Origin of the sequence: Kocuria sediminis (assembly GCF_009735315.1) — a bacterium.
GTDB lineage: Bacteria > Actinomycetota > Actinomycetes > Actinomycetales > Micrococcaceae > Kocuria > Kocuria turfanensis.
Genome location: NZ_WOGU01000001.1, coordinates 20956 through 40475 on the forward strand (window position 1 = coordinate 20956; position 19520 = coordinate 40475).

Annotated in this window: 24 protein-coding genes and 1 tRNA gene; 5 read left to right on the forward strand and 20 right to left on the reverse strand. The window is 67.8% G+C overall.

Going from position 1 to position 19520, the window contains the following annotated elements:
• Positions 1–55: 55 nt before the first annotated feature.
• The 15 genes from GMA12_RS00090 to GMA12_RS00160 all read right to left on the reverse strand — a co-directional run bounded on the left by GMA12_RS00090 (position 56) and on the right by GMA12_RS00160 (position 12259).
• Positions 56–2284, reverse strand: coding sequence for a phage tail tape measure protein (locus GMA12_RS00090; protein WP_156266121.1), 2229 nt, complete (start codon positions 2282–2284; stop codon positions 56–58).
• Positions 2281–2748: a phage virion morphogenesis family protein gene (locus GMA12_RS00095; RefSeq protein ID WP_162459261.1), complete on the reverse strand. Its 468-nt coding sequence runs from the start codon at positions 2746–2748 to the stop codon at positions 2281–2283. Before GMA12_RS00095 ends, GMA12_RS00090 begins: the two co-directional genes overlap by 4 nt.
• 156 nt (positions 2749–2904) lie before the next feature.
• Entirely contained in the window at positions 2905–3066 is a 162-nt protein-coding gene (locus GMA12_RS00100) for a hypothetical protein (RefSeq protein ID WP_156266125.1), read from the reverse strand.
• A gap of 47 nt (positions 3067–3113) precedes the next feature.
• Complete coding sequence (locus GMA12_RS00105; RefSeq protein ID WP_156266127.1) at positions 3114–3362, reverse strand: plasmid mobilization protein; 249 nt, start codon at positions 3360–3362, stop codon at positions 3114–3116.
• A 298-nt stretch (positions 3363–3660) separates the two neighbouring features.
• Positions 3661–5934, reverse strand: a complete 2274-nt coding sequence (locus GMA12_RS00110; RefSeq protein ID WP_156266129.1) for a right-handed parallel beta-helix repeat-containing protein — start codon at positions 5932–5934, stop codon at positions 3661–3663.
• Positions 5935–6193: 259 nt separating this feature from the next.
• Complete coding sequence (locus GMA12_RS00115) at positions 6194–6823, reverse strand: hypothetical protein (RefSeq protein WP_156266131.1); 630 nt, start codon at positions 6821–6823, stop codon at positions 6194–6196.
• Complete coding sequence (locus tag GMA12_RS00120) at positions 6820–7017, reverse strand: hypothetical protein (protein ID WP_062735248.1); 198 nt, start codon at positions 7015–7017, stop codon at positions 6820–6822. Before GMA12_RS00120 ends, GMA12_RS00115 begins: the two co-directional genes overlap by 4 nt.
• A complete protein-coding gene (locus tag GMA12_RS00125; RefSeq protein WP_156266133.1) occupies positions 7014–7403 on the reverse strand; it encodes a hypothetical protein in 390 nt (129 codons plus the stop codon). Before GMA12_RS00125 ends, GMA12_RS00120 begins: the two co-directional genes overlap by 4 nt.
• Complete coding sequence (locus GMA12_RS00130) at positions 7400–7648, reverse strand: hypothetical protein (RefSeq protein ID WP_156266135.1); 249 nt, start codon at positions 7646–7648, stop codon at positions 7400–7402. The genes GMA12_RS00125 and GMA12_RS00130 overlap by 4 nt, the downstream gene beginning before the upstream one ends.
• 320 nt (positions 7649–7968) lie before the next feature.
• Entirely contained in the window at positions 7969–8889 is a 921-nt protein-coding gene (locus tag GMA12_RS00135; protein ID WP_156266137.1) for a hypothetical protein, read from the reverse strand.
• Positions 8890–9026: 137 nt separating this feature from the next.
• Positions 9027–9734, reverse strand: coding sequence for a hypothetical protein (locus GMA12_RS00140; protein ID WP_156266139.1), 708 nt, complete (start codon positions 9732–9734; stop codon positions 9027–9029).
• A gap of 115 nt (positions 9735–9849) precedes the next feature.
• Positions 9850–10134 (reverse strand): hypothetical protein, encoded by a 285-nt coding sequence (locus tag GMA12_RS00145; RefSeq protein WP_156266141.1) that lies wholly within the window; start codon positions 10132–10134, stop codon positions 9850–9852.
• On the reverse strand, positions 10131–10508 hold the full coding sequence (locus GMA12_RS00150; protein ID WP_156266143.1) for a hypothetical protein: 378 nt from the start codon (positions 10506–10508) through the stop codon (positions 10131–10133). Before GMA12_RS00150 ends, GMA12_RS00145 begins: the two co-directional genes overlap by 4 nt.
• Positions 10505–10675 (reverse strand): hypothetical protein, encoded by a 171-nt coding sequence (locus GMA12_RS00155; RefSeq protein ID WP_156266145.1) that lies wholly within the window; start codon positions 10673–10675, stop codon positions 10505–10507. Before GMA12_RS00155 ends, GMA12_RS00150 begins: the two co-directional genes overlap by 4 nt.
• A gap of 462 nt (positions 10676–11137) precedes the next feature.
• The gene (locus GMA12_RS00160) at positions 11138–12259 is read right to left on the reverse strand and encodes an AAA family ATPase (RefSeq protein WP_162459262.1); all 1122 of its coding nucleotides are present in this window, start codon (positions 12257–12259) and stop codon (positions 11138–11140) included.
• A 1088-nt stretch (positions 12260–13347) separates the two neighbouring features.
• Between GMA12_RS00160 and GMA12_RS00165 the strand changes: the two genes are divergently transcribed.
• Entirely contained in the window at positions 13348–13740 is a 393-nt protein-coding gene (locus tag GMA12_RS00165) for a hypothetical protein (RefSeq protein WP_156266147.1), read from the forward strand.
• Between the two features lie 97 nt (positions 13741–13837).
• Here GMA12_RS00165 and GMA12_RS00170 read toward each other — a convergent pair whose 3' ends face one another.
• Together GMA12_RS00170 and GMA12_RS00175 are read right to left on the reverse strand one after the other, a co-directional pair.
• The gene (locus GMA12_RS00170; RefSeq protein ID WP_156266149.1) at positions 13838–14095 is read right to left on the reverse strand and encodes a DUF3039 domain-containing protein; all 258 of its coding nucleotides are present in this window, start codon (positions 14093–14095) and stop codon (positions 13838–13840) included.
• Between the two features lie 43 nt (positions 14096–14138).
• Complete coding sequence (locus GMA12_RS00175) at positions 14139–14330, reverse strand: helix-turn-helix transcriptional regulator (protein ID WP_156266630.1); 192 nt, start codon at positions 14328–14330, stop codon at positions 14139–14141.
• 112 nt (positions 14331–14442) lie between these two features.
• Between GMA12_RS00175 and GMA12_RS00180 the strand changes: the two genes are divergently transcribed.
• Complete coding sequence (locus GMA12_RS00180) at positions 14443–14973, forward strand: helix-turn-helix transcriptional regulator (RefSeq protein ID WP_156266151.1); 531 nt, start codon at positions 14443–14445, stop codon at positions 14971–14973.
• Positions 14966–16147: a site-specific integrase gene (locus GMA12_RS00185; protein WP_162459263.1), complete on the forward strand. Its 1182-nt coding sequence runs from the start codon at positions 14966–14968 to the stop codon at positions 16145–16147. Before GMA12_RS00180 ends, GMA12_RS00185 begins: the two co-directional genes overlap by 8 nt.
• 80 nt (positions 16148–16227) lie before the next feature.
• Here GMA12_RS00185 and GMA12_RS00190 read toward each other — a convergent pair.
• A tRNA-Ala gene (locus GMA12_RS00190) sits at positions 16228–16300 on the reverse strand.
• 120 nt (positions 16301–16420) lie between these two features.
• Here GMA12_RS00190 and GMA12_RS00195 point away from each other — a divergent pair.
• Positions 16421–17290 carry a LysR family transcriptional regulator substrate-binding protein gene (locus GMA12_RS00195; RefSeq protein WP_156266155.1) on the forward strand — a complete coding sequence of 290 codons (870 nt, stop codon included), beginning with the start codon at positions 16421–16423 and terminating at the stop codon, positions 17288–17290.
• A 45-nt stretch (positions 17291–17335) separates the two neighbouring features.
• Here the strand turns inward: GMA12_RS00195 and GMA12_RS00200 are convergent, their stop codons facing one another.
• Together GMA12_RS00200 and GMA12_RS00205 are read right to left on the reverse strand one after the other, a co-directional pair.
• A complete protein-coding gene (locus GMA12_RS00200) occupies positions 17336–17671 on the reverse strand; it encodes an antibiotic biosynthesis monooxygenase family protein (protein ID WP_156266157.1) in 336 nt (111 codons plus the stop codon).
• Positions 17668–18672 carry a mechanosensitive ion channel family protein gene (locus tag GMA12_RS00205; protein WP_156266160.1) on the reverse strand — a complete coding sequence of 335 codons (1005 nt, stop codon included), beginning with the start codon at positions 18670–18672 and terminating at the stop codon, positions 17668–17670. Before GMA12_RS00205 ends, GMA12_RS00200 begins: the two co-directional genes overlap by 4 nt.
• Positions 18673–18804: 132 nt before the next feature.
• Between GMA12_RS00205 and GMA12_RS00210 the strand changes: the two genes are divergently transcribed.
• Positions 18805–19515, forward strand: a complete 711-nt coding sequence (locus GMA12_RS00210) for a DedA family protein (RefSeq protein ID WP_156266162.1) — start codon at positions 18805–18807, stop codon at positions 19513–19515.
• Positions 19516–19520 lie beyond the last annotated feature (5 nt).

The following is a 19520-nucleotide window of genomic DNA, read 5'->3' on the forward strand; positions in this document are numbered from 1 at the left end:
GATCGGCCCCCGGCGACACAAGGTCGCCAGGGGCCGTCACTCGGGCGCTCGCGGGCTAGTGAGCCCCGCGGGCGGTCAGGGTGTTCGTGGTCAGGCGTCGTTCACGGGAGTACATAGCCATCTCTCGCTTCCACTGGGCCGCGAACTCACGGGCGGTATCCGCATTCGCCCCTGCGCCCAGCGTGAAGTTCTGGTTGAACACCACAGGGGCCGCTGCCGCCCCGGAGCCTGCACCGGCGGCCATCGGCACAGGAATAGGCGTGGTGGGGACCTTGCCCTGGTGGATCGCACCGAGGGCACCCGGGACCGCGGCCAGCTTCTCGGAGGCCCAGTGGTTTACGACAAACTCGCGACCCTGCTCGCCGACAATCGCAGGATGGGCGCCGGAGGCGGTCCAACCGCCCTCAGCATGGTGCGGGGCGTCCTCGAGGAGCATCCGGAGCCGGTCGTCACGGTTGCCGCCAACGTCGGGCAGGCTCAGCTGCTCACCGACGAACGCGCCCGCGCCGAGGACCCGGTCAGCCCAGGACAGCCCGGACCCGTCGGTGTTGCGGCCGTCCCCGAAGTTCAGGGCGGCTTCCGCGGCGTCGTGGAGGCGGGGGAACTTCTCCTCGATCAACCGGTCGATGGACGCCCCGAGGTCATCGAAGAACCCGAGAACGTCCCGCACCCCATCACCGAGGGAGTCGAACCCGTCCCGCACCCACCCCACGTTCTCGTACAGCCACTCCAGGCCCTTCACGGCGCCGACAGCGATGAGGCCCAGTCGGACCAAGGGATGGTTTTTGATGACCGTTCCGAGCCCGGACAGCGCCCACTTCGCGGCGGCAGCTCCTCCGGGCATGCGCTGGATAAGGCCCCACGTAGTGAGAGCCGTAGCGCCGTACGCGAGGGGCTGTGCGAGCAGGGACACGAGCTTCGCGGCCGGGGTGATGATGGGCGCCAGGGCGTCACCGACGTCCACGAACGCGGCTGCGATGGCCCTCGTCATGGTTGTCGCGCTGGCACCTTGCCCAGAGGTCAGGGCGTCCACGAGGGAGTTCGTCGCGCCCGCGGTGTTCAGCACCCCGGACTCCATGTCCGACCACGCCGTGAGGTAGTCGGTGATCTGCGACGGGCCGAGGTCTTCCATCGGGGTACCGAACGCCTCAATGGCCAGCCGTGCCCGTTCGCCGGCGTCCTCAACCTCCAGCAGCCGGGAGGCGGTGTCCCGCAGCGCCCCGGCGTCGCCCTCCTGCAACCGGGATGCCAGGTCGCCCATGTCCATGCCCAGCGCCGCGTACGCCTTCGAGCTGGTGGTGTCCCTGGAGGCGAGCCGGACAGCCCATTCCTTGAACGCGTCACCGGTCTTGTCCACGGCCATCGGCCCCTGGTCCGAGGCGGCCGACAGCGCGGAGGCCAGCACGGACATGTCCACCCCGGTGCCACGTAGCACCGGCCCGTACTCGATCAGGGCGTCCAGCAGCTCATCCTGTGTGCCGGGGTTGGACGCCCGGAGGGCCGAGGTCAGGACGTCCTGGGACGCGGCGGCAGTGAGTCCGTCACCGTCCACAATGACCCGTGTCGCCAGGGACAGCCGGTCGGCCGGGAGCTGGAACGCGTCAGCGATGCTCTGCTGCCCTCTCAGCAGGGCCGCGGCCTCGGGGGAGCCTGGCTCGATGTCGAGGGTGGCGATCATGGACCACGCGGTGTCCGTGACAGCCCCATAGTCAGCGCCAAGCCCCGCCCCGTAGACGTCCCCGGCCAGGTGCCGGATGGCCTCGTGATCGGTCCCGGAAGCGGCACCGACCCTACGGGCGATCCTGTCCTGCTCCAACGAACCGAGCACCCCGCCACCAACCGTGACGCTGCCCAGCGCCGTAGTCAGCCCCGACACGTCGATGCCGTCGATACCCGCCTGGATGCCGGAGGAGATGTTCTGCCCGACGCGCTGCCCGATCTGTCGGGACTCGGTGACCATCTGCCGGCCCGTCCCGGTGAGGGCCGTGAGGGCACGGCGGGGGCCACGCTCGGCCTCATCCCACGACTCCCCGAGGGCTCGGCCCATCAGCCCCGCGGACCCGTCGAGGGCCTTGAACGCCCGCTCGATCTTCGTGAGGGATCGGCGGGTCTTCTCCGAGCCCTTCTCCGCGGCGTCAGCGGCTTTGTCGTGGGCCTGGGCGATGTGCTTCCCAGCCCGGGTGCTGGTCTTCTCGAGGTCCTCGGTGGCCTTGGCGGCCTGCTTCGCGGGCCCGGTGAGGTGGTCCCTCAGGCGGGCGACGAAGGTGATGTCGTTGCTGCTCATCGGACACCCCCAACGCCCTTGATGAGGTGTTGGTGGAGGATCTTGGTGAGAGCCTTCTGGTCAGCGCGGGTGGGGCGGCCCATGACGGTTCGGGGCCGCATGTTCTCCGTGCCCTCCTGGTGATACTTGGCATGAGGGGTCATCGCATCCGAAACGCCGACCTCCATGGCCTTGTTCGACACGCGGTAGATGTTGAAGCCGCGGGCGCTCGTGGGTGCGGCAGCGGCTTTCAGGGTGCCGTCAAAGACGAGGATCTTCCGCCCGGGGCGCCGTTTCGCCTTCCAGCGCTGGTATCCCGGGGAGAGGGACGCCCACCCCGGACCGTAATGCCTGCCCTCGGTCTCAAACTGGTCGCGCTGCATTTCGGCTACGTGTTCGGCCATGCCCTCGAAAACGGGCTTAGCCCGGGTGACGTTCTGCCGGAACCTGGTCAGGTCGTGCACGACTTCCTTCGTGCCGGTCACGCTGAAACTAACTGAAGCCACTTTGGGGCCCTTTCTCTCGTCGGCGGCGCCCCTGGTTAGAGACCTGGCCCCCGCCCCATGTAACGGGTGCGGGGGCCATAGGACCGACGAGGTGCCACCTCCAATTTTCCGGGACAAACCGGCTGGAGTTGGGTATCAGGAGGGTCCTCTCCAGTCCACCGACAGCACGTCCAGGCCGGCGCCGATGAAGCAGTCGGCCAGGAACTGCGAGGGCGTCATGCCCTCCTCGGCGGCCACGGTGGTGACTTCCTCGAGGCGGTGCAGGGGGAGTGCCTTGGTGAGTGGCTGTGTCTCCACTTCGCCGGTCTCGGGCCACCGGAGGGTGTAGGTGCCCCACGTCCCGGTCACAGCACACCACCGCCCTCGAGGTCTTCGCGGTCCTTGGCCTTCTCGGCGGCCAGTAGGTCGGCGGCTTCGGTGTCCCAGTCGGGCGGACCGGCCGTCACGCCACCGATAGCGACGGTGACGTCGGGCTCGCTGTGGGCGACCAGGGTGCGGATGAATTCGGCAGGGTGCAGCCCGGCTTCCTCCGCGTATTCGGTCAAGCGGGCGTGGTCTTCAGGGGACAACCGGAAACTGAACGGTTCACTCAATTGGGGTCTCCTCGATGTGGGTAGTGGTGTGCAACGTCCCTTCAGCTTGAAACGCAGTAGAGACAGCGCTTGCCGGTTGAGGCGCAGGCCGTGTTGGGGCTGGCGAGGCGTCTCGCAACAGTCTTTGTGTACGGATTTCGGCGCGGTGGCTTGGGAGACGTAGTTATGAGACCCTCACTTCCCCGGAATCCCGGGGGCGCTGTGATGTCTCACCGATGTGTCTCCCAAGCCACCGCTTGCGATACAGCGGAAGGTTCCGTGCCCGAGCGAGCGAGGGCGGCAGTTCCCCGCCTCACCGCTACGCCAAGGTGTTGTCCGTTACCAGCCCGAGAGCCACCAGTACACCCCGCAGCTGCGCCTCCGCCGCTGTCTCGCCCGCCTTGGAGTACGTCAGCGACGGCTTCGCAATCGGGGTGCCGCCATAGAAGGCCATCTTCGACGCCGAGGTGCCCAGCTTCGTGCCTGTCCCAGTGCCAAGGAACACCGTGGAATCGTTGCCCAGTGACAAGCCTTGCGTGAATACCGGAGGGGTGTCCCCGAACCGAACTTCTCCGGTGGACCGGTTGATCTGGAACGGTGTGGAGATGTAGGAACCCGTGTCGCTGTAACGCATGATCTGGAACAGCGAGCCGTTGTTCGAGCCCGTCTCCGCCTGGGACACCCGAATCTCCCAGCGGTTCGAACCAGAACTCTGGAAGAACATTCGCCGGTTGGTTCCCGCCTGCCCGTTGACGGACATGGTCGCGTTGGTCGACACGTTGGACCCGGCCGTCAGTGGTTCGTTCAGCGGGTTTCGCAGGCCGGTTCCCTGGTTTCCGAAGCACCGGGCGACCGCTGCGAGGTTGTCCGGGATGCCGTAGTTCATCAGTGGCGACTGGCGTTCATCAATGAAGGTGTTGTTGACGATGAAGATGTTCGCGAGCGACGACGACACCGCGGTGTAGATCCCGCAGTTGTACTGCGTGTCCGTCGAAGCGATGGGATCGCCCGTCCCCACCTGTGTCTCTCGGCCCACGTTGACGAAGAGGTTCTCACCGATCCGCACGTTTCGGGCGTCCCGGATGCCGATGCCGGCGCGGGCGATGTTGCGGAACGTGTTGCCGGTGACATTGATCGTGTCGACATGCCGGATGACAGGTCGGTCGTCCGGGAACCCGGAGATACGAACTCCGTGGCCCTTGCCGAGAGTTGGGGCGTCGAGCGGGCCAGCGAGGATGGTGTCCACGAGGTTGCCGGAGATAGTCCCGTAGCGCGGGCCGTTCGCGAGACTGATACCGCCGTCACCGCAGTTGAAGATCACGTTGTCGGACACGGTGAAGCGGTCGGCACCAGGGTCCATGTTCGAGTCATCCAGGATGTACCCGGCGACCCAGATGCCGAAATACGCGCAACCGATGAAGATGTTGTCGGAGATGACAACGTTCCGGGTCATCCGAGACACGGACACACCGTTGTCCCCACCGTTCAGCGTGAGGTTCCCCTTGTAGATCAGCGACGCGTTCGGCCCCATGTAGGTGAACGATGGGTCCAGGGTGTTTACAAACTTGCACCCCGTGACCTCACCATGCCCGGAGAACCCCGAGAAGTGGAGAGGCTGCTGGAGGTTGGTGAACGTGCAATTCCGGTAGACGAGGTCCTGCACCAACGGCTGCCCGGCAGCAGAGGGAATCGTCGACTGGTTGCCGACAAACCAGCCACCAGAGCGCATCCCACCGCCCTGCTGAGCCCCCGTAATGGAGATGTTGTGGCGGGATGGGTATACGCCCGGGTCGCCCTTCGTCCCCACGAAGTCGAAACCTTCAACGGTGAATCGGCCCGTGATCGGGGATGCAGGATCAACAAGAAACGCGTGGATTCCCGCGGTGGCCGTGACTTTCACGCGCCCTTCGTTGCAGAACAGCCGTACGTCGGTGCGTGGCTTGAGCGACGAGGAGAGCTTCAGGTGCCCGTCTGGGACGAAGACAGACCCGCCACCATTCGCGGCAGCGGCATCAATGGCGGCCTGAACTGCTGGCCCGGAAATCGTCGTGCCAGTGGGGTCGTATCCGAAGGCAAGCGCGTTGATGACTGAGGTGCGCTTGTCGATGGCGTCGTGAACGCCGTTACGGGTCCCTGTCCCGGGTGTTTGCACGAGGGTGGCCACGGAGGAGTCCGGAACGTTAGTCAGGTAACCGGCCTCCTGCACCTCGGTCTTCGTGGTGAACTCGGTGCGCAGGTCCGACTTCGCGGCGGCGGGGAGTTTCTGTTCGGCGGTGAGGCCGTAGAGCATGGCCTCGGTGGTTCCGGAGGTGAACTGGTAGGCGCCGGGCTGGGTTTCGATGACCTCCACCCCGGGCGCGGTGCCACCGCCGCCTTCGACGACGAGGCGGCCGTCCGCGGCGGCACGGTCTACAGCGGCGTCAAATGCTGCGTCGGTGACCTGGCCGGCCTGGATCTGCACGGCCACGTCGTCCACGTAGGTGCGGGCCTCGGCAGCCACGCCGGTGATGCCATTTTCGATGTGGGCGATGTGGTCTGGCGTGAGGATCGACTTGAGCGGAAGGTCCGGGGTCAGGGGGATGTAGGGAGCCATCAGTTGGTCTCCTCCGTGGGGTGGTCGCTCACGGCTGTGGGGTCACTGTCGTCGCCGAGGCGCATGGTGCCGAGCACGGCGTATCCGAGGCGGGCGGTTGTGGAAGCAGACACGGGGTTCTCCTGGTTAGTGGGTGCCTCGGGCCTGTCCTCCGTCAGCGGTTTTTGTGGGTGCCCCGTCCGTCGTTTTCCAGGCGACAGACGGGGCGGTGGCGCCCTCCGCTACCACCAAGCAGGAGGAGGGCGCAGTCTGTGGGGGTCTAGCGGGCGCGTGCCTGCCGGACCAGTTCTTCTGCGAGGCGCTCGCCCTCGCGGGTGAGGTCGGGGCGCTTGATCGGCGTGCCGTCGATCAGGACGTGCCCGAGGCGGCCTTCGACCTTCCACTGGCCCTGGTAGAACGTCGCGTAGGCCGGCCACCCGGTCGCCTTCTCTTGCCCCGGCTTGCCGTGGGGAAAGTCGGGGAGGCCCTTTGCCTCGGCGTAGAGCTCCCGGACGGCGTCGTCCTGGGCGCGGACAGCGGCGAGGTAGTCCTCGAACGCCTTGACGGCCTTCTGACGGGGCTTGTCCAGGGACGGGAGAGCGGCGGCCATGTCGGTCAGGCGGGCGGCGTAGACGGCCTTGTGTGCCTCGTCCACGGCCTGCTGCGCCTCGGCCACCTGGGCGGAGAGCGCCGCGGTACGCCGGGACTTGAGGGACAGGTCAGCCTTCGCCGTCGTGAATGTGGCGGTGTCCACTTCCTCGCCACGGTCGGCGGCGGCCTCAAGAGCAGCCAGGGTGGCACGGGCTGCGTCGGACGCTTCCCGGGCGGCCTGGTGGGCAGCAGTGGCCTCGGTGAGGCGCTCGCGGGCCTCGGCCAGGGTGTCGTCGGGGGAGATGGTGGTCAGGCTCATCGGTGGGTCTCCTGGGGGGTGTTGGCGGGGTGGGCGTCGACGGCTCGGGCTACGGGGTCGATGCCGGCGGAGACGGACAGCAGCACGGCTCCGGAGCGGGTCAGCCCGGCGTGGGCGGCGAGCTCGTCTACCCGCGACAGCAGCGAGGCGGGAAACCGGACACCGACAGTGGTCGTTTCACGAGGGGCGGTCACGGTCGCAGCCCCATCCGGTCCAGGTACTCGTCTGCGGCGTCCTGCTCCCGGGCTTCCTCGAGGGTCGCTCCGACGCCGTACTTCGCTTCGAAGTCCCGGATCTTCTCGTGGGCGATGATCTCCGCGGCCCGGCGCTGCGCCACAGACGAGCCATTGACAAGCTTCACCGTCTGCGGCTTCGCGGCAGGCTGGGAGGGCGCGGACAGCGCCACCTCGGGGGCGGGTGTCTTGCATGCGGCGTCGCGGAGGTTGGCCAGCTGCGCCCAGGTCGGGGGCTTCGGGGCGCCCTCGGACAGGGCGACGTCACCAACACCGTCGAGGGTCGCGGCGACGAGCTGCCCGAGGGCCTGCGCCTGGTGGGCGGGGAGAGGCTTGAAGGTGCTCACGGGGTCACCACCGGGATGTCAGCGGCCTTGTCCGCCACCCATGCCTGCACGGCGTCCAGGGGAGTCACGGAACGGATAGCGCGGTCAACAGCGTGAATGATTTCCTCGGCAGTGGCCTCAGCGGCGCCGGCCCCGGCGTGGTTCCTGCCCAGCAGTGCGTAGATCTCGAATAGCGTGCGCTGCCCGATTTCGGCCCACGATGCCGGGGTCGCGCTCCAATCGAAGGGCTTGGTTTTGGCTCCCATGTTGGGTTCTCCTGATAGTCGGTCGGGGCTTATATCAGATCAACCCCTCTAGTACCTAATTGTTTCACGACCTACAGCGGAGGGTGGGGATCAGGAGTGACCTTTATCTGTCGCGCAACCCTCGGCTTGGGAGACGCCTGAGGAGACACCTTCGGTTCGGAACAAAGCCGCAGGTCGGGGTGTATCGCAACTATGTGTTTCGACTCTTGGCGCATTTCGTTGTCTCCATAGACGGTTGTGAGACGCCCCGACACGAGAAAGCACCCCCGCCCTCGCCCGGGTGGGGGTGCTTCATGTTTCTGGGCGCCGCGGGCCAGAGGCTAGAGAGTCCCCAGAACGCCTTGCAGCAGACCCACGAGGGATGCACCCGCGGCCGTTCCAGTCGAGGTGGACAGCGCCCTCAAGCCTTCGTCCACACACCGGCGGATCATGCGGGGCTTCGGCTCGTCCTTCTCGACTTCCTCCAGCGCGTCCTCAATAGCCTCAGTGACTAACTGGTGATCGATCTCGGGCACGTCCTGCACCATGCTCAAGGCGGACTGGAGATCCTGCCGCACACTCTCGACCTCGTGGGGTCCCATCGTCACGGACCCCGTGATCGTGTTCTGATTGCCAAGGCCCACCGCGCCCATGACTCCGCCATGCTGTGTGAGGTTGTTCGACTGGTCTCGCATGTCCCGGTAGTCGTTGATCGTAGGAGCACTGCCCGGAGTGACGAGGCGGACGCCTTGCTCCAGGGCGTCGCGTCCGGCTGAGGTGATCCCAATGCCGAGAAATACGCCCTGCCAGGTGCCCTCGGCCCGGATCATGTCGTTCTTCTTCAGGAACTCGAATGCCTGGGCGACCTCGTCATGGTCCACTGGCGGATCGACGTGTCTTCCGGTCCAATTCTGTGCCAGGGCCATGGAGTCAACACGGCCCTTGTTGAGCATCGCCTCCAGCACCCCGCGGCGAATGGCCTCCGTGCGACGGCCTCCGGAGGCGAACGACTGCTCAATCTTTCGCGCTACAGACCTGCCCGTGGGGCTCAACTCGACATAGTCTTCGCCCAGCGTTTCGAGGAACTCCACGAGGTTGACTTGCTTGAGTTGGCGGGCGAGTTCTGACACATAGTCAGGCTCTTCGCCGATGTCAGATCCGAGCTCCGTGGTGGTGGACTGCGTGCCACGGGCATGCGCTGCCAGCAGAAGCCGTTCCGTGTCCTGGTCGGCAAGGCTCGCCATGAGTTGCTGTGTGTTCATCGGTGCCCTCCTGGGGGTGAGTGGTCGATGGTGCGCTCAGCCTATGGGGCATCTCGGACGGGCTAGGGGCACCAAAGCGCGAGACGGCCCCAGGTGATGTTGTCCATTACCTGGGGCCGTCGTGAGTGCTCGTGTACTTACGGGTCCACGATGAGGTCACGGTCGGCGTTGGGTAGCCCGCGGGCCGCACGCGCCTGTGCATGCCGCTCGTCCCTCTGCATCCGGCGCCATTCGAGGAACGGGTCTAGCTCTTCGGGTTCGCAGCGGAGCAAGGTGTTGCCGCGCTTGAGCTTCCCGTCCCGGCTGAACACTCCGATGCCCGCCGGATGGAGCTGCCAATCCGGGTCCACGAGGATGAGCACGGTGTCCGGCGGGATCACGCCCACGGCCTCGAACTCGCGGGGGAGTACATCGGTGGGGGCGCCGTCCAGCGACACGACGTTGAGGAACCCTGGGCCAGCTTCAGGCATCTCGGAGATCTCGGCCTCAGCAGCGGCATGGGCACGCTCCAGCGCCTTCCCGTAGCCGATAAGTTCCCCGCGGTCGGTGAGTACCCGCCGGCGGAGATCCAGGGCCCTAAGCCTGTCCCCATCGGAGGCAGTGGGGGATTCGAGGATCGCGACGGTCTGCCGATTGATCTCGTCCAGTTCCTTCCATGCGTAACCGCGGAACGCTTCGACGGCCACGGAGCGGTCCTTCTCCAGAGCCCGCCTAAGCGCCTTGGCGACCCCGGATGGGGTTGTGATGCCTACGGACTCGTCGGCGGCGATCTGGTCCACGGTGAGGCCCTGGGCGCGGAGCTCGAGGACGCGGGCTTCGTTGCGGAGGGCTTGCTCGTTTCTCATCGGTGGTGTCCTCGCTTGCTGTCCTGCTGTCCGCCCTTGGTGGCCCTTTTGCGGGCCTTGCGGCGCTTCCGCTTAGCCCGGTGGGCCGGCCATTCTTCGTCGGTCCTACGGGGGTTCATCGGGTGCCTTTCGTGTCGGCGCGGGTGGGGAGTTCCGCTTGGCGGCGGAGTAGTTCGGTGGGGTCGAGGCCGTCGAATACGTTGTTGGCGGCTGCGTCGATGCGGGGCACTACCCGGGCGTTGATCCGGCGGCGGTGCTCGAGGTAGCAGTGGTAGGCGAGGGCGGTGTCGCCCTTCGCGAGGGCGAGGCGGGCGCCGAACATGGAGTGCCCGGTGGATTCCCCGATGAGGCCGATGGCTTCGGCGAGGTCGGCGGGGGAGGGAAGGCCGGTGGCGTTCATCGGTTCACCTCCGGGCGGGCGCCCTGGAGTAGCGCTACGAGGTCGTCCACGGTGCCGAGCACGTACTGCTGGCCGGGGTCGGACACACCGCGGCGTTTGGCGATGACGAGCCCGGCGAGGGCCCCGTCGTTGTCGCGTTCGGTGGCGGCTTCTCTGAGCCATGCGGAGGGCTCGAGGCGTCCCCCGTAGTCCTTGCATTCGAGGGCGAGGCGGTGGCCGTCGCGGGTGCGGACCCCGCCGATGTCGCCCTTGTCGTTGGCGCCGGTTTTCACTCTGCGGTCGATTCGGTCGTCCACGTGGGTGGCGAGGTAGTCGGCCACGGTTCGTTCGAAGCGGGTGCCGGCGGCCTTCGCGGAGGCTCGGGTGCGGGTCATCGGGCACCGCCCTGGATGCTGCGGAGGATGGAGTCGTTGGTGGTGCGGAGTTCGTCGATGCCGGTCTCGATCCGGTCGAGCCGGGCGTGGATCTCGTCGATCCGGAATTCGAGCGGGTCGGCGGTGGGGGTCCAACGGGACAGGTAGTGGATGTCAGCGAGCTTCATCGGGTGGGCTCCTTGGCCGTGCAAGTCGTTTGGGGGTAGTTCAGTCGTGCTTGGGCGAGTTGGACGCCGAGTTGGTCGCGTACTCGTTGGAGGCGCATGTTCCGGGCGTCGAGGGCTCTGACGAGGTCCTGGAGTTCGGCCTTGGTCTTCGCAGTGCGGATCATCCATTCGACGCGCTCGCGGTCCGCGGGGTCCTGGCAGGTGCAGTCAGTCATCAGGTGCCCCCTTGTGCCGTGTCCCGGGATGTCCCGGTTTTAGGGGCCGTGTCCCGGGATGTCCCGGTTTTAGGGGCCGTGTCCCGCCCGTGTCCCGGGTCCCGTGTCCCCCGTGTCCCGCCGTGTCCCCGCGTGTCCCCGGGGGTGTCCCGCCGTGTCCCCACCACTTCGGGGAGCGTGTCCCCCGTGTCCCTCCTCCTATAGGAGGGACACAGGGACACACCCCCAGAGGGCGCAATGATGATGTTCACGGAGTGCCCTCCATCTCGTCGGTTTCGCGGTAAGAGCGGATGAGCACGAGCGGTGCATTGGGGGAGGGGCGACGGATGTACCCCTCGGCTTCGAGGATCTGAGTTGCCTGGGTGACGTAGGCGGCCTTGCCGATGACAACTGCACGGACGGCCTTGGATGTGAGGGGCCTTCCTGCGTCCTCGAAGGCTCTGGAGACACGTTCCATGAGCGCAGTGGGGCGGAAGCCTTCACTGCCCTTTCCGTCACTTTCCTGGCCGTCCTGGGGTGGTTCGAGCGTGTACTCGATGCACTCCGGGTCGGTGGAGTCGATCACCGCGACGGCCGCCTCCTGGGTGCGGTCACTCTTGCGGAACTTCCCCGACTGCGGGCGAACACGTCCAGGCCGGTCTTTGCCGATCCGGATGGACAGCACGCCACGCATCCCGACGCCCAGGGGCTCGGTGACCTCCACCCCGTAGGACGCACCGGTGAGGTAGGACATCTTCGCCTGGGCGCCGATGGCGAACCGCCCCGCGGTCTCCCGATTCTTGGTCACGTGGTCCACGACCACGACAGCGGCCCCGGTGCGCTCGGCCAGCCGGCGGGGCACGGCACGCCCCCATTTGGTGACCTCGTCGTTGTCCAGGGAGTTCACGCCCTGGACACTGAACGCTTCAGTCACGCCGTCGATCACGGCGAGCATGTAAGGGGTGCGGGTGAGTTCCGCCCATTCCGCCGCGGCCGCTGCGTCCCCCAACGGGGCGTCGGGGCGTCGGTAGTCGAACTGCATGAGGATCTGTCCGGGGGCGCATCCCATGAGCAGCAGGCGCCCGACGACGGTGGCCTGGTCGGACTCGAAGTCGAGGTAGAGCACGTGCCCACCGTCCTGGATGGCGCGTGCGGCTTCGGCCTGGGCGAGCATGGACTTTCCCGACTCCGACTCGCCTTGGAACGAGTGGACCTTCCCGGGGTACAGGAGGCAGTGTCCGTCGGTGCGGGCCATGAGTTCCGGCTCGGGTGCCACGAAGGTCCCGTCCAGGACAGAGGACAGGTCGATTCGGGCCCAGGTGGACCGCTCCTGCTCTTCGGGCTGGTACTGCTCGAGCTCCGCGGGGAGACGCTCGTGAAGGTCGTTCACGCGGCAGCTCCCCGATAGTTCTCAAGCGGGGGGATGGGCCCGGGAGTAGCACCGGCGTCTTCGGCCAAGTAATTGAGGAAGACGCCGGCGTCCCGCTCACCCTGGTTGTCGGCTCGCCGCTCACCTTCTTCGATGCCGGCCCGGAATCCCGCCTGGTAGAGCTCCACGGCTACCGGGTCGACGGCGCGAAGGAGTTCATAAGCTCGTTCACGAGTCTCGAAGAGCTCACGGAGGATCTCTCCAATAGGCCGGGGCTGCTTGAGATCCGTTGAGTTCAGACGCCCCACGGGGGTGCCTGCGACGGTAGAATGAGGCATAGAGTTTTGGTGTCCCTGTTCGTTGGTAGCGGCTGGGGCTGCGGCTCCGGTGTTCTGTTTGGCGACGTGCACCGGGGCCGTTTTCATGTCCTGGGGTGGTCTACTCATCGCGGGTCTCCTCGTGTCCGTCGAGGGCGGCGAGGATGAGGACGCGGTCCTGATCTCTGATAGGACCGAGAGCGGCGAGCTTTCGGGCGTAGTGCGCTGCGGTGCACGCGGCGTGGTCCTGGCGTGCTTCGTGCACCTGGGGTGAGTCGGCACCATGGCGACGGGTGGCCACGCCGATCATGGTTGCGGCGCGTTTTGTGGCCGGGTCGAGTCGGTACATTCCGGGTCCTCTTTTGCGTAGTGGCGGGGGCTTTCCCCTCCTACATCTCCGAGTATCCGGGACTTTCAACGATTGCACTGGGATCAGCAATTACCCCCATGGGTATGTATTCCTGCCTTTTCCAACGTGTTCCTAAATACTCCTGCGCCCGTTATCAAATTGTTATTTTGGGGAAGACCGGCAGTCCCTGGCCGACTGTCGAGATGGCGGTGGACGCCTGTCTCCTGGACGAGATCCGCCCGTACGCGCCCCTTATGCGGCGCCCGAGCCCGACGTCACATACCGCTCAACGTCGTGTGCGATTGCTAACGTTGTTTTCAGGGAGAAGCCCCACTAACTCGCACACCCATTCCCTCAACGGTGGCCCATTAGTTTCACCAAGCCGCCCTCGGAGATGTCGGGGTACTCGAGGACTTGAGTAAAAGCAGACAAGGAACACCACCATGAAGACCATTACCCAACGCCGACCCAACCGACCTAAGTGGATGTGGGCAGCCGGCGGGGTTGGGCTAGCAATCATCGCCCTCGGCGCCATCGACTCCGCCCTTCCTGAGCCCGGACCGGAAGAGGTGCGGTTGGAAGTCGAAGCGGACGGGCCCACCTCCATCCGGCTGTACGACCCTGATGGTGGCGACCATGACATGGAGACTGACGAGTCCGGCGCCTGGGATGGTGTCGTCGGCACCACCGAGGCCGGCGAATGGCGGGTGGGGATTTCGCCGGCGTTCATGTCAGACACCACCACCGTCACGTGCCGTCTCTACGTCGGTGATGTCGTCGTGGATGAGGCCACTGGAACCGGCTCCCATGGCTCAGCGCGGTGCTCCACATGGTGATGGACTAGAGGTCCCGCGGCGCCCATCAATGGCGCAGTCGACGAAGCCCCCGTCACCACGAAGGTGACGGGGGCTTCTCCATGACGGTAGAGGGGTGCTACCGGCGTTTCCGCGGATGACGGACCCCGCACTTGGTGAGGATGTCGCAGGACTCGCAAACAACGGACTCGCCACCGCCCGACGTGGCGGACCCGGACGAAGGAACGAACTCGAAGCCGCAAACGGCGACACCGGGGACGCCGTAAACCTGGGCTTCGAGAATGTCGTCCTGGTGCATCAGGTGGATGATCGTGGGCGGCTTGGCGGTCTTCGTCGTGGCGGCGGTCTCAGGCGCGGGGGCGGTGATCGTAGACATGGGGGGTGTCTCCTGTCGGGGGTCTTGCTGGGGGTGGGGCGGGTCAGGCTGCGTCGAGCTGGGACTGCTCCCAGGCTTCGACGTCTGCGAGTCGGTATCGGACGTATCGACCCACGGCAAAGCCGGCGGGCCCGTAGTTGGTGGTACGCCACCGACGGACGGTTTGGAGCGGCACGCCGTATCGATCGGAGAGGTCCTGCATCGACAGCAGCCGGGCGGCGCCGGGGGTGGGCATTGCGGTCAACGTGTTCTCCTTGAGGCCACACCGCGTGTTTCGCGGCTACACACATACAGCATAATCACGAGACGTGTTGATGTGCAATGCCAAATCGTGAAATGCTCGTGCCATGTCAGAAACCACCGTCAGCCGCTCCTTCCGCGAGAACCTCCGGCGGCAACGAGAAGCCCGCAACTGGACCCAGGGAGACCTGGCCCGATACCTCCGAGACACCGGGGCCACAGCACTCGGGCACCAAACAACCCTTGCCCGCCTCGAATCCGGACAACGCGCCGTGCGGCTCGATGAAGCGGTGACCATCGCCCGGGTACTCGACATCACCCTGGACAAGCTGTTGGTCACCCCCGAAGCCGTGGCGGCACTAGACCAAGCGGCGGACCTCGCCCACGACATGGAGGGCGCCCACCGGAACATCAGCGAGGCCGTTACGACGTTCCTCGCGGCCCGTGAAGGAGTGGCCCAGGGGAGGGCAGGAGTCGTCCACTACGCCGAAGCAGGCGTCTACGAGGGACCTATGGCCCAGCATGTTGAGGAAATGCTGGCGCTCATCGATAAGGCGCTCTCCCTCACCGTCGATGACGCGGTGGCCCATGGCACCAAACAGTGGGAACTCGAAACAGGAGGGGGCGGCGATGCCTAGACCACGGCTGGGGATCGGTGAGCTCGGCACGATCACCTACACACAACTCGGGCACCGGAAGGTGCGGGCCCGTGGAAGGTTCCGCGACGCGGCCGGACGCACCAGGCAGGCCGAAGCCACCGGCACGTCGCAGGCTGGGGCACGGCGTGCCCTGGAAGCCCTAGTCCGTGAACGCACCGGAGACATAGGTCAAGACGTCACCGGTGCCACCCGGGTTGAGCAACTGGCGGCGGAGTGGCTGCGGGAACTCGAGCACTCCAAACTGCGAGCCCGCACCGTGGACGAATACCGAGCTCTAGTAGATGGTGCAGTGATCCCAGCCCTGGGCGGTCTCGCGCTGCGGGAAGTCACGGTGGGGCGGGTGCAACGGTTCCTGTCCACGCTGGCGGAGACCACCCCCGCCAAGGCGAGGAACACCAAGGTCGTGCTGTCGGAGATGTTCGCGCTCGCGGTCCGCCACGATGCCCTTCAGCACAATCCGGTGGCCGGCACGAGGCTGCCCCACGTGGACCGGAAACCGCCCAAGGCCCTGTCCCCGGACGAGTACCGTGCGTTGCGGACCGGTGTCGCGGCGTGGGCCTCCAAGCCTGCCGACACGGGACGCCCGCGCACGCCTGACCTGGTGGACGTCCTGGACGTGCTCGCCGGCACCGGGTTGCGGATTGGGGAGTTGTGCGCCCTCCGGTGGGCTGACGTGGACCTCGAGGGAGAGCGGCCCACCCTCACGGTGTCCGGGACCGTGACGCAGGTAAAGGGGAAGGGGCTGATACGTCAGCCGGTGCCCAAGACGGACGCGAGCCACCGCACGGTCATGCTCCCGAGGTTCGTGGTAACCGTCCTACTGCGCCGGTCAGTGGCGGTCCCCGAGGGCGACGACAGCGGCCTGGTGTTCCCGTCCTCGGCTCTCACCCTCCGGTCGCCGCACAACCTCCGGCGGCAGCTGCGGGACGCCCGCGGCGAGAGGTTCGAGTGGGTCACCCCGCACACACTGCGGAGGTCCGCGGCCACGGCCATCGACAGGGCGATGGGGACCGACGCTGCGGCCGCCCAGCTCGGGCACGCTTCACCGTCCGTGACCGGCCTGCACTACGTGGAGCGGGCGGCCATGGCACCGGATCTCACAGCTGTCCTGGAGGGCTTCGCGGGGGCCACCGAGAACGAAAACGTGGGGTAACCGTGGGGTTGTCCCCTGCGGGTGCTTAAAGCGAAGGGCCCTCACTCGGCATTCTGCCTAGTGAGGGCCCTTTCTTCCGGTGGAGCTAAGGGGAATCGAACCCCTGACCTTTTCATTGCGAACGAAACGCTCTACCAACTGAGCTATAGCCCCGGAGCAACCGTTCCATCCTATACACCCGGCGCCGGTTTTGCATCTCCGGGGACCGGCGTGCCGCGGAGCGTGCCGCCCGGTGGTCGGGAGGCGGTCCCGGCAGTGGGTAGATTGGCGGCCATGGACGACGCGCCCGGGCCCCTGCACCCCACCGACGACGACGCCGGGAGGGCGGCCGACCTCGCCGTCGCATTCGTGCCCGGGGTGATGCCGAGCAAGTGGTTCTTCCGCTGGCGGGACCGCAACCGCGGCCGGGTCCTGGCCGAGCACCCGCTGGAGACGGACGCGTGGCGGGAGGAGCTGGAGGCGGGGCGCGCGCACGCGTGCTTCGTGCGGCTGCCCGCCCATCCACGGGCCGGCGCCGACGACCTCGCCACCCTGCGCCGGCAGTTCCGAGCCGTGGAGCTCTACGCGGAGCAGCAGGTCGTGGTGCTGCCGCGCGAGCACGAGCTGACGCTGCTCGACGAGGTGCCCGTCGCGGAGCTCGTGGACGAGGTGCTGCTGCAGGAGTCCGCGACCCTGCCCGAGCGGGAGCGGCTGCGCTCGCCGGAGGCGGCGGCCGCGGAGGCCCCGCTGCCGCCGATCCGCCACGCCCGGGACGCGATCGAGCTCGTCGCCGCGGGGCTGGGGCTGGTCGTGGTGCCGATGTCGGTGGCCCGGCTGCACCACCGCAAGGACCTCGTCCACCGCGTGGTGCCGGACGCCGCCACGGTGCCCGTGCTGCTCGTGTGGCCGCAGGACCTGCCGGAGGAGCAGGAGGAGCTCGTGCAGGACTTCGTGGGCGTGGTCCGCGGCCGCGGCCTCAACAGCTCCCGCGGGGCGGGGGCGACGCCGGTCCGTGAGGACGCGGCCGCCGCGGCCGGGAAGGGGCGGACGACGGCGCCCTCCCGCGGGACCGCCCGGGTCCCGCGCGGCCCGGCCCGCGGCGGGGGCGGGCGCGCCGGAGGAGCCCGGGGCGGGCGCCGCTCCAGCGGCCGGGGACGGCGCTGACCGTGCACTGACCGTGCACTGGCCGGGTGCCGGCCGGGGGACTGCCTACGGCTGCTCGACGGCCACCGTGTAGGACCACAGCTCCGAGGAGGTCCCCACCGGGGCCGGGCGCCCGGAGGACTCCGCCCCGTGTCCGGCGCCGCCCCCGCCGCCGTGCGCGCGGGCGAAGTCCTGGGAGGACGTCCAGGCCGCGAAGGACTCCTCGTCGGCCCAGCGGGTCAGCACGAGCCACTGGGTGCGGCCGTCCGTGGGCCGGAGCAGCTGGAAGCCCTCGAACCCGGGGACCCCGGCCATGGACCCGCGGTGTGCGGCGAAGCGCCGGCCCAGCTCGTCCCCGGAGTCGGCCGGAACGGTGATGGCGTTGATCTTGACGATGCTCATGCGCCCGATCCTGGCACACCGCGCCGGACGGCCCGGACCTGTCCCGTCTCGGGCGTTCCGGGGGAGCCGGGCTCCGCCCCGTCCTGGCGGATCACCGTCTGGTTCAGCAGCGGCACGTGCAGGCCCTCGCGGTCGAGCATCTTCTTCATCCGCAGCCGCAGCGCCCGGGCCACGTCCCACTGCTTGAGGGGCACGGTGCGCACGGCGACGCGCACGGTCACCGACTCGCCGGTGACGGCCTCCACCCCCCACACCTCCGGGTCCTCGGTGATGTACTCGCCGACCTTGGGGTCGTCCCGCAGGAGGGTGGCCTCGTGCAGGATGAGCTCGGTCATCAGGTCGATGTTCGTGTCGTAGGGCACCGGCAGGTCCAGCACGCAGCGTGCCCAGCCCTGGGACTGGTTGCCCACGCGCAGGATCTCGCCGTTGCGCACGTGCCACAGGGTGCCGTTGACGTCCCGGACCTGCGTCACCCGCAGCCCCACGGACTCCACGGTGCCGCTGGCCTCGCCGAGGTCGACGACGTCGCCGATCCCGAGCTGGTCCTCGGCGACGATGAAGATCCCGGACAGGTAGTCCTTCACCAGGGACTGGGCCCCGAAGCTCAGGGCCACGCCGGCGATGCCGGCGCTGGCCAGCACGGGGCCGATGTCGTAGTCGAGCTCCGAGATGACCATCAGCAGCGCGACGGCCCAGATCACCACGGTGGCGACGGAGGACAGCACCGACCCGATGGTGTGGGCGCGCTGGGCCTGCCGGGCCCCCGCGAGCCCGGCGTCCTCGACCCAGCGCGGCCTGCCCCGGTCGAGCCGGCGCACGATCCGCGACCGGGTGCCCCGGGCGATGCCGCCGGTGATCCGGCGCAGGAACAGGCGCACCACCGCGGCCAGGAGCGTGGCCCCCAGCAGGACGAGGACGATGCGCAGGGGCTTGTCGAGCCAGAAGTCCCAGCCGAGGCCGGGCGCGGGGAGCGGCAGGGGGGAGGACCGGGGGAGCAGCATGGGGGAAGCGTAACGAAGCCGGGCGCGGATCGTCGCCCCGGCGGGCGGCACGCAGCCGGCACCCGGGGCCGTCGGGCACAATGGGGTGCAGACCCGTGGCGCCGCCGCACACGCCCCGACCCCGAGGATCCCATGACCTTCCCCAGCACCGCCCTGCCCGCAGCCCTCCACTCCGCCGCGGAGCCCGCGGCGGAGAGCCTGGGCGGCATCGCCGACTGGGCGGTGAGCATCATGGAGGCGATCGGTGCGCCCGGCGCCGGACTGCTGGTGGCGCTGGAGAACCTCTTCCCGCCGCTGCCGTCGGAGGTGATCCTCCCGCTTGCCGGGTTCACCGCCAGTCAGGGCAACTTCACGGTGGGCGGGGCGATCTTCTGGACGACCCTCGGGTCCGTGGTGGGCGCGATCGCCCTCTACTGGATCGGCGCCGCCCTCGGCCGCCGCCGGCTGCGCGCCATCGTGGACCGGATGCCGCTCGTGGACCTGCACGACCTCGACCGCACCGAGGCGTGGTTCGACCGGCACGGGAAGGCCGCCGTCTTCTTCGGTCGCATGATCCCGATCTTCCGCTCGCTGATCTCCGTCCCCGCCGGCATCGAGCGGATGTCCTTCGCGCTGTTCGTCCTGCTCAGTGCGGCGGGCTCCCTGATCTGGAACACCATCTTCGTGCTGGCCGGGTACTACCTGGGGGAGAACTGGCACGTGGCGGAGGAGTACGCCGGGATCTTCTCCCGGATCGTGGTCGTCGCGGTGGCCGCCTTCCTGGTCTGGTGGGTGGTCAAGCGGGTGCTGCGCAACCGCCGGGGACTGTCCGACGCCGCCCGGCGCGAGCGCGGGGAGTCCTGAGCCCG

Excerpts from the sequence above, each read along its gene's own strand:
- GMA12_RS00090 (WP_156266121.1), bottom strand. The coding sequence starts at position 2,284 with ATGAGCAGCAACGACATCACCTTCGTCGCCCGCCTGAGGGACCACCTC.
- GMA12_RS00110 (WP_156266129.1), bottom strand. The coding sequence starts at position 5,934 with ATGGCTCCCTACATCCCCCTGACCCCGGACCTTCCGCTCAAGTCGATC.
- GMA12_RS00115 (WP_156266131.1), bottom strand. The coding sequence starts at position 6,823 with ATGAGCCTGACCACCATCTCCCCCGACGACACCCTGGCCGAGGCCCGC.
- GMA12_RS00130 (WP_156266135.1), bottom strand. The coding sequence starts at position 7,648 with ATGGGAGCCAAAACCAAGCCCTTCGATTGGAGCGCGACCCCGGCATCG.
- GMA12_RS00135 (WP_156266137.1), bottom strand. The coding sequence starts at position 8,889 with ATGAACACACAGCAACTCATGGCGAGCCTTGCCGACCAGGACACGGAA.
- GMA12_RS00140 (WP_156266139.1), bottom strand. The coding sequence starts at position 9,734 with ATGAGAAACGAGCAAGCCCTCCGCAACGAAGCCCGCGTCCTCGAGCTC.
- GMA12_RS00145 (WP_156266141.1), bottom strand. The coding sequence starts at position 10,134 with ATGAACGCCACCGGCCTTCCCTCCCCCGCCGACCTCGCCGAAGCCATC.
- GMA12_RS00150 (WP_156266143.1), bottom strand. The coding sequence starts at position 10,508 with ATGACCCGCACCCGAGCCTCCGCGAAGGCCGCCGGCACCCGCTTCGAA.
- GMA12_RS00155 (WP_156266145.1), bottom strand. The coding sequence starts at position 10,675 with ATGAAGCTCGCTGACATCCACTACCTGTCCCGTTGGACCCCCACCGCC.
- GMA12_RS00165 (WP_156266147.1), top strand. The coding sequence starts at position 13,348 with ATGAAGACCATTACCCAACGCCGACCCAACCGACCTAAGTGGATGTGG.
- GMA12_RS00170 (WP_156266149.1), bottom strand. The coding sequence starts at position 14,095 with ATGTCTACGATCACCGCCCCCGCGCCTGAGACCGCCGCCACGACGAAG.
- GMA12_RS00175 (WP_156266630.1), bottom strand. The coding sequence starts at position 14,330 with ATGCCCACCCCCGGCGCCGCCCGGCTGCTGTCGATGCAGGACCTCTCC.
- GMA12_RS00180 (WP_156266151.1), top strand. The coding sequence starts at position 14,443 with ATGTCAGAAACCACCGTCAGCCGCTCCTTCCGCGAGAACCTCCGGCGG.
- GMA12_RS00185 (WP_162459263.1), top strand. The coding sequence starts at position 14,966 with ATGCCTAGACCACGGCTGGGGATCGGTGAGCTCGGCACGATCACCTAC.
- GMA12_RS00195 (WP_156266155.1), top strand. The coding sequence starts at position 16,421 with ATGGACGACGCGCCCGGGCCCCTGCACCCCACCGACGACGACGCCGGG.
- GMA12_RS00200 (WP_156266157.1), bottom strand. The coding sequence starts at position 17,671 with ATGAGCATCGTCAAGATCAACGCCATCACCGTTCCGGCCGACTCCGGG.
- GMA12_RS00205 (WP_156266160.1), bottom strand. The coding sequence starts at position 18,672 with ATGCTGCTCCCCCGGTCCTCCCCCCTGCCGCTCCCCGCGCCCGGCCTC.
- GMA12_RS00210 (WP_156266162.1), top strand. The coding sequence starts at position 18,805 with ATGACCTTCCCCAGCACCGCCCTGCCCGCAGCCCTCCACTCCGCCGCG.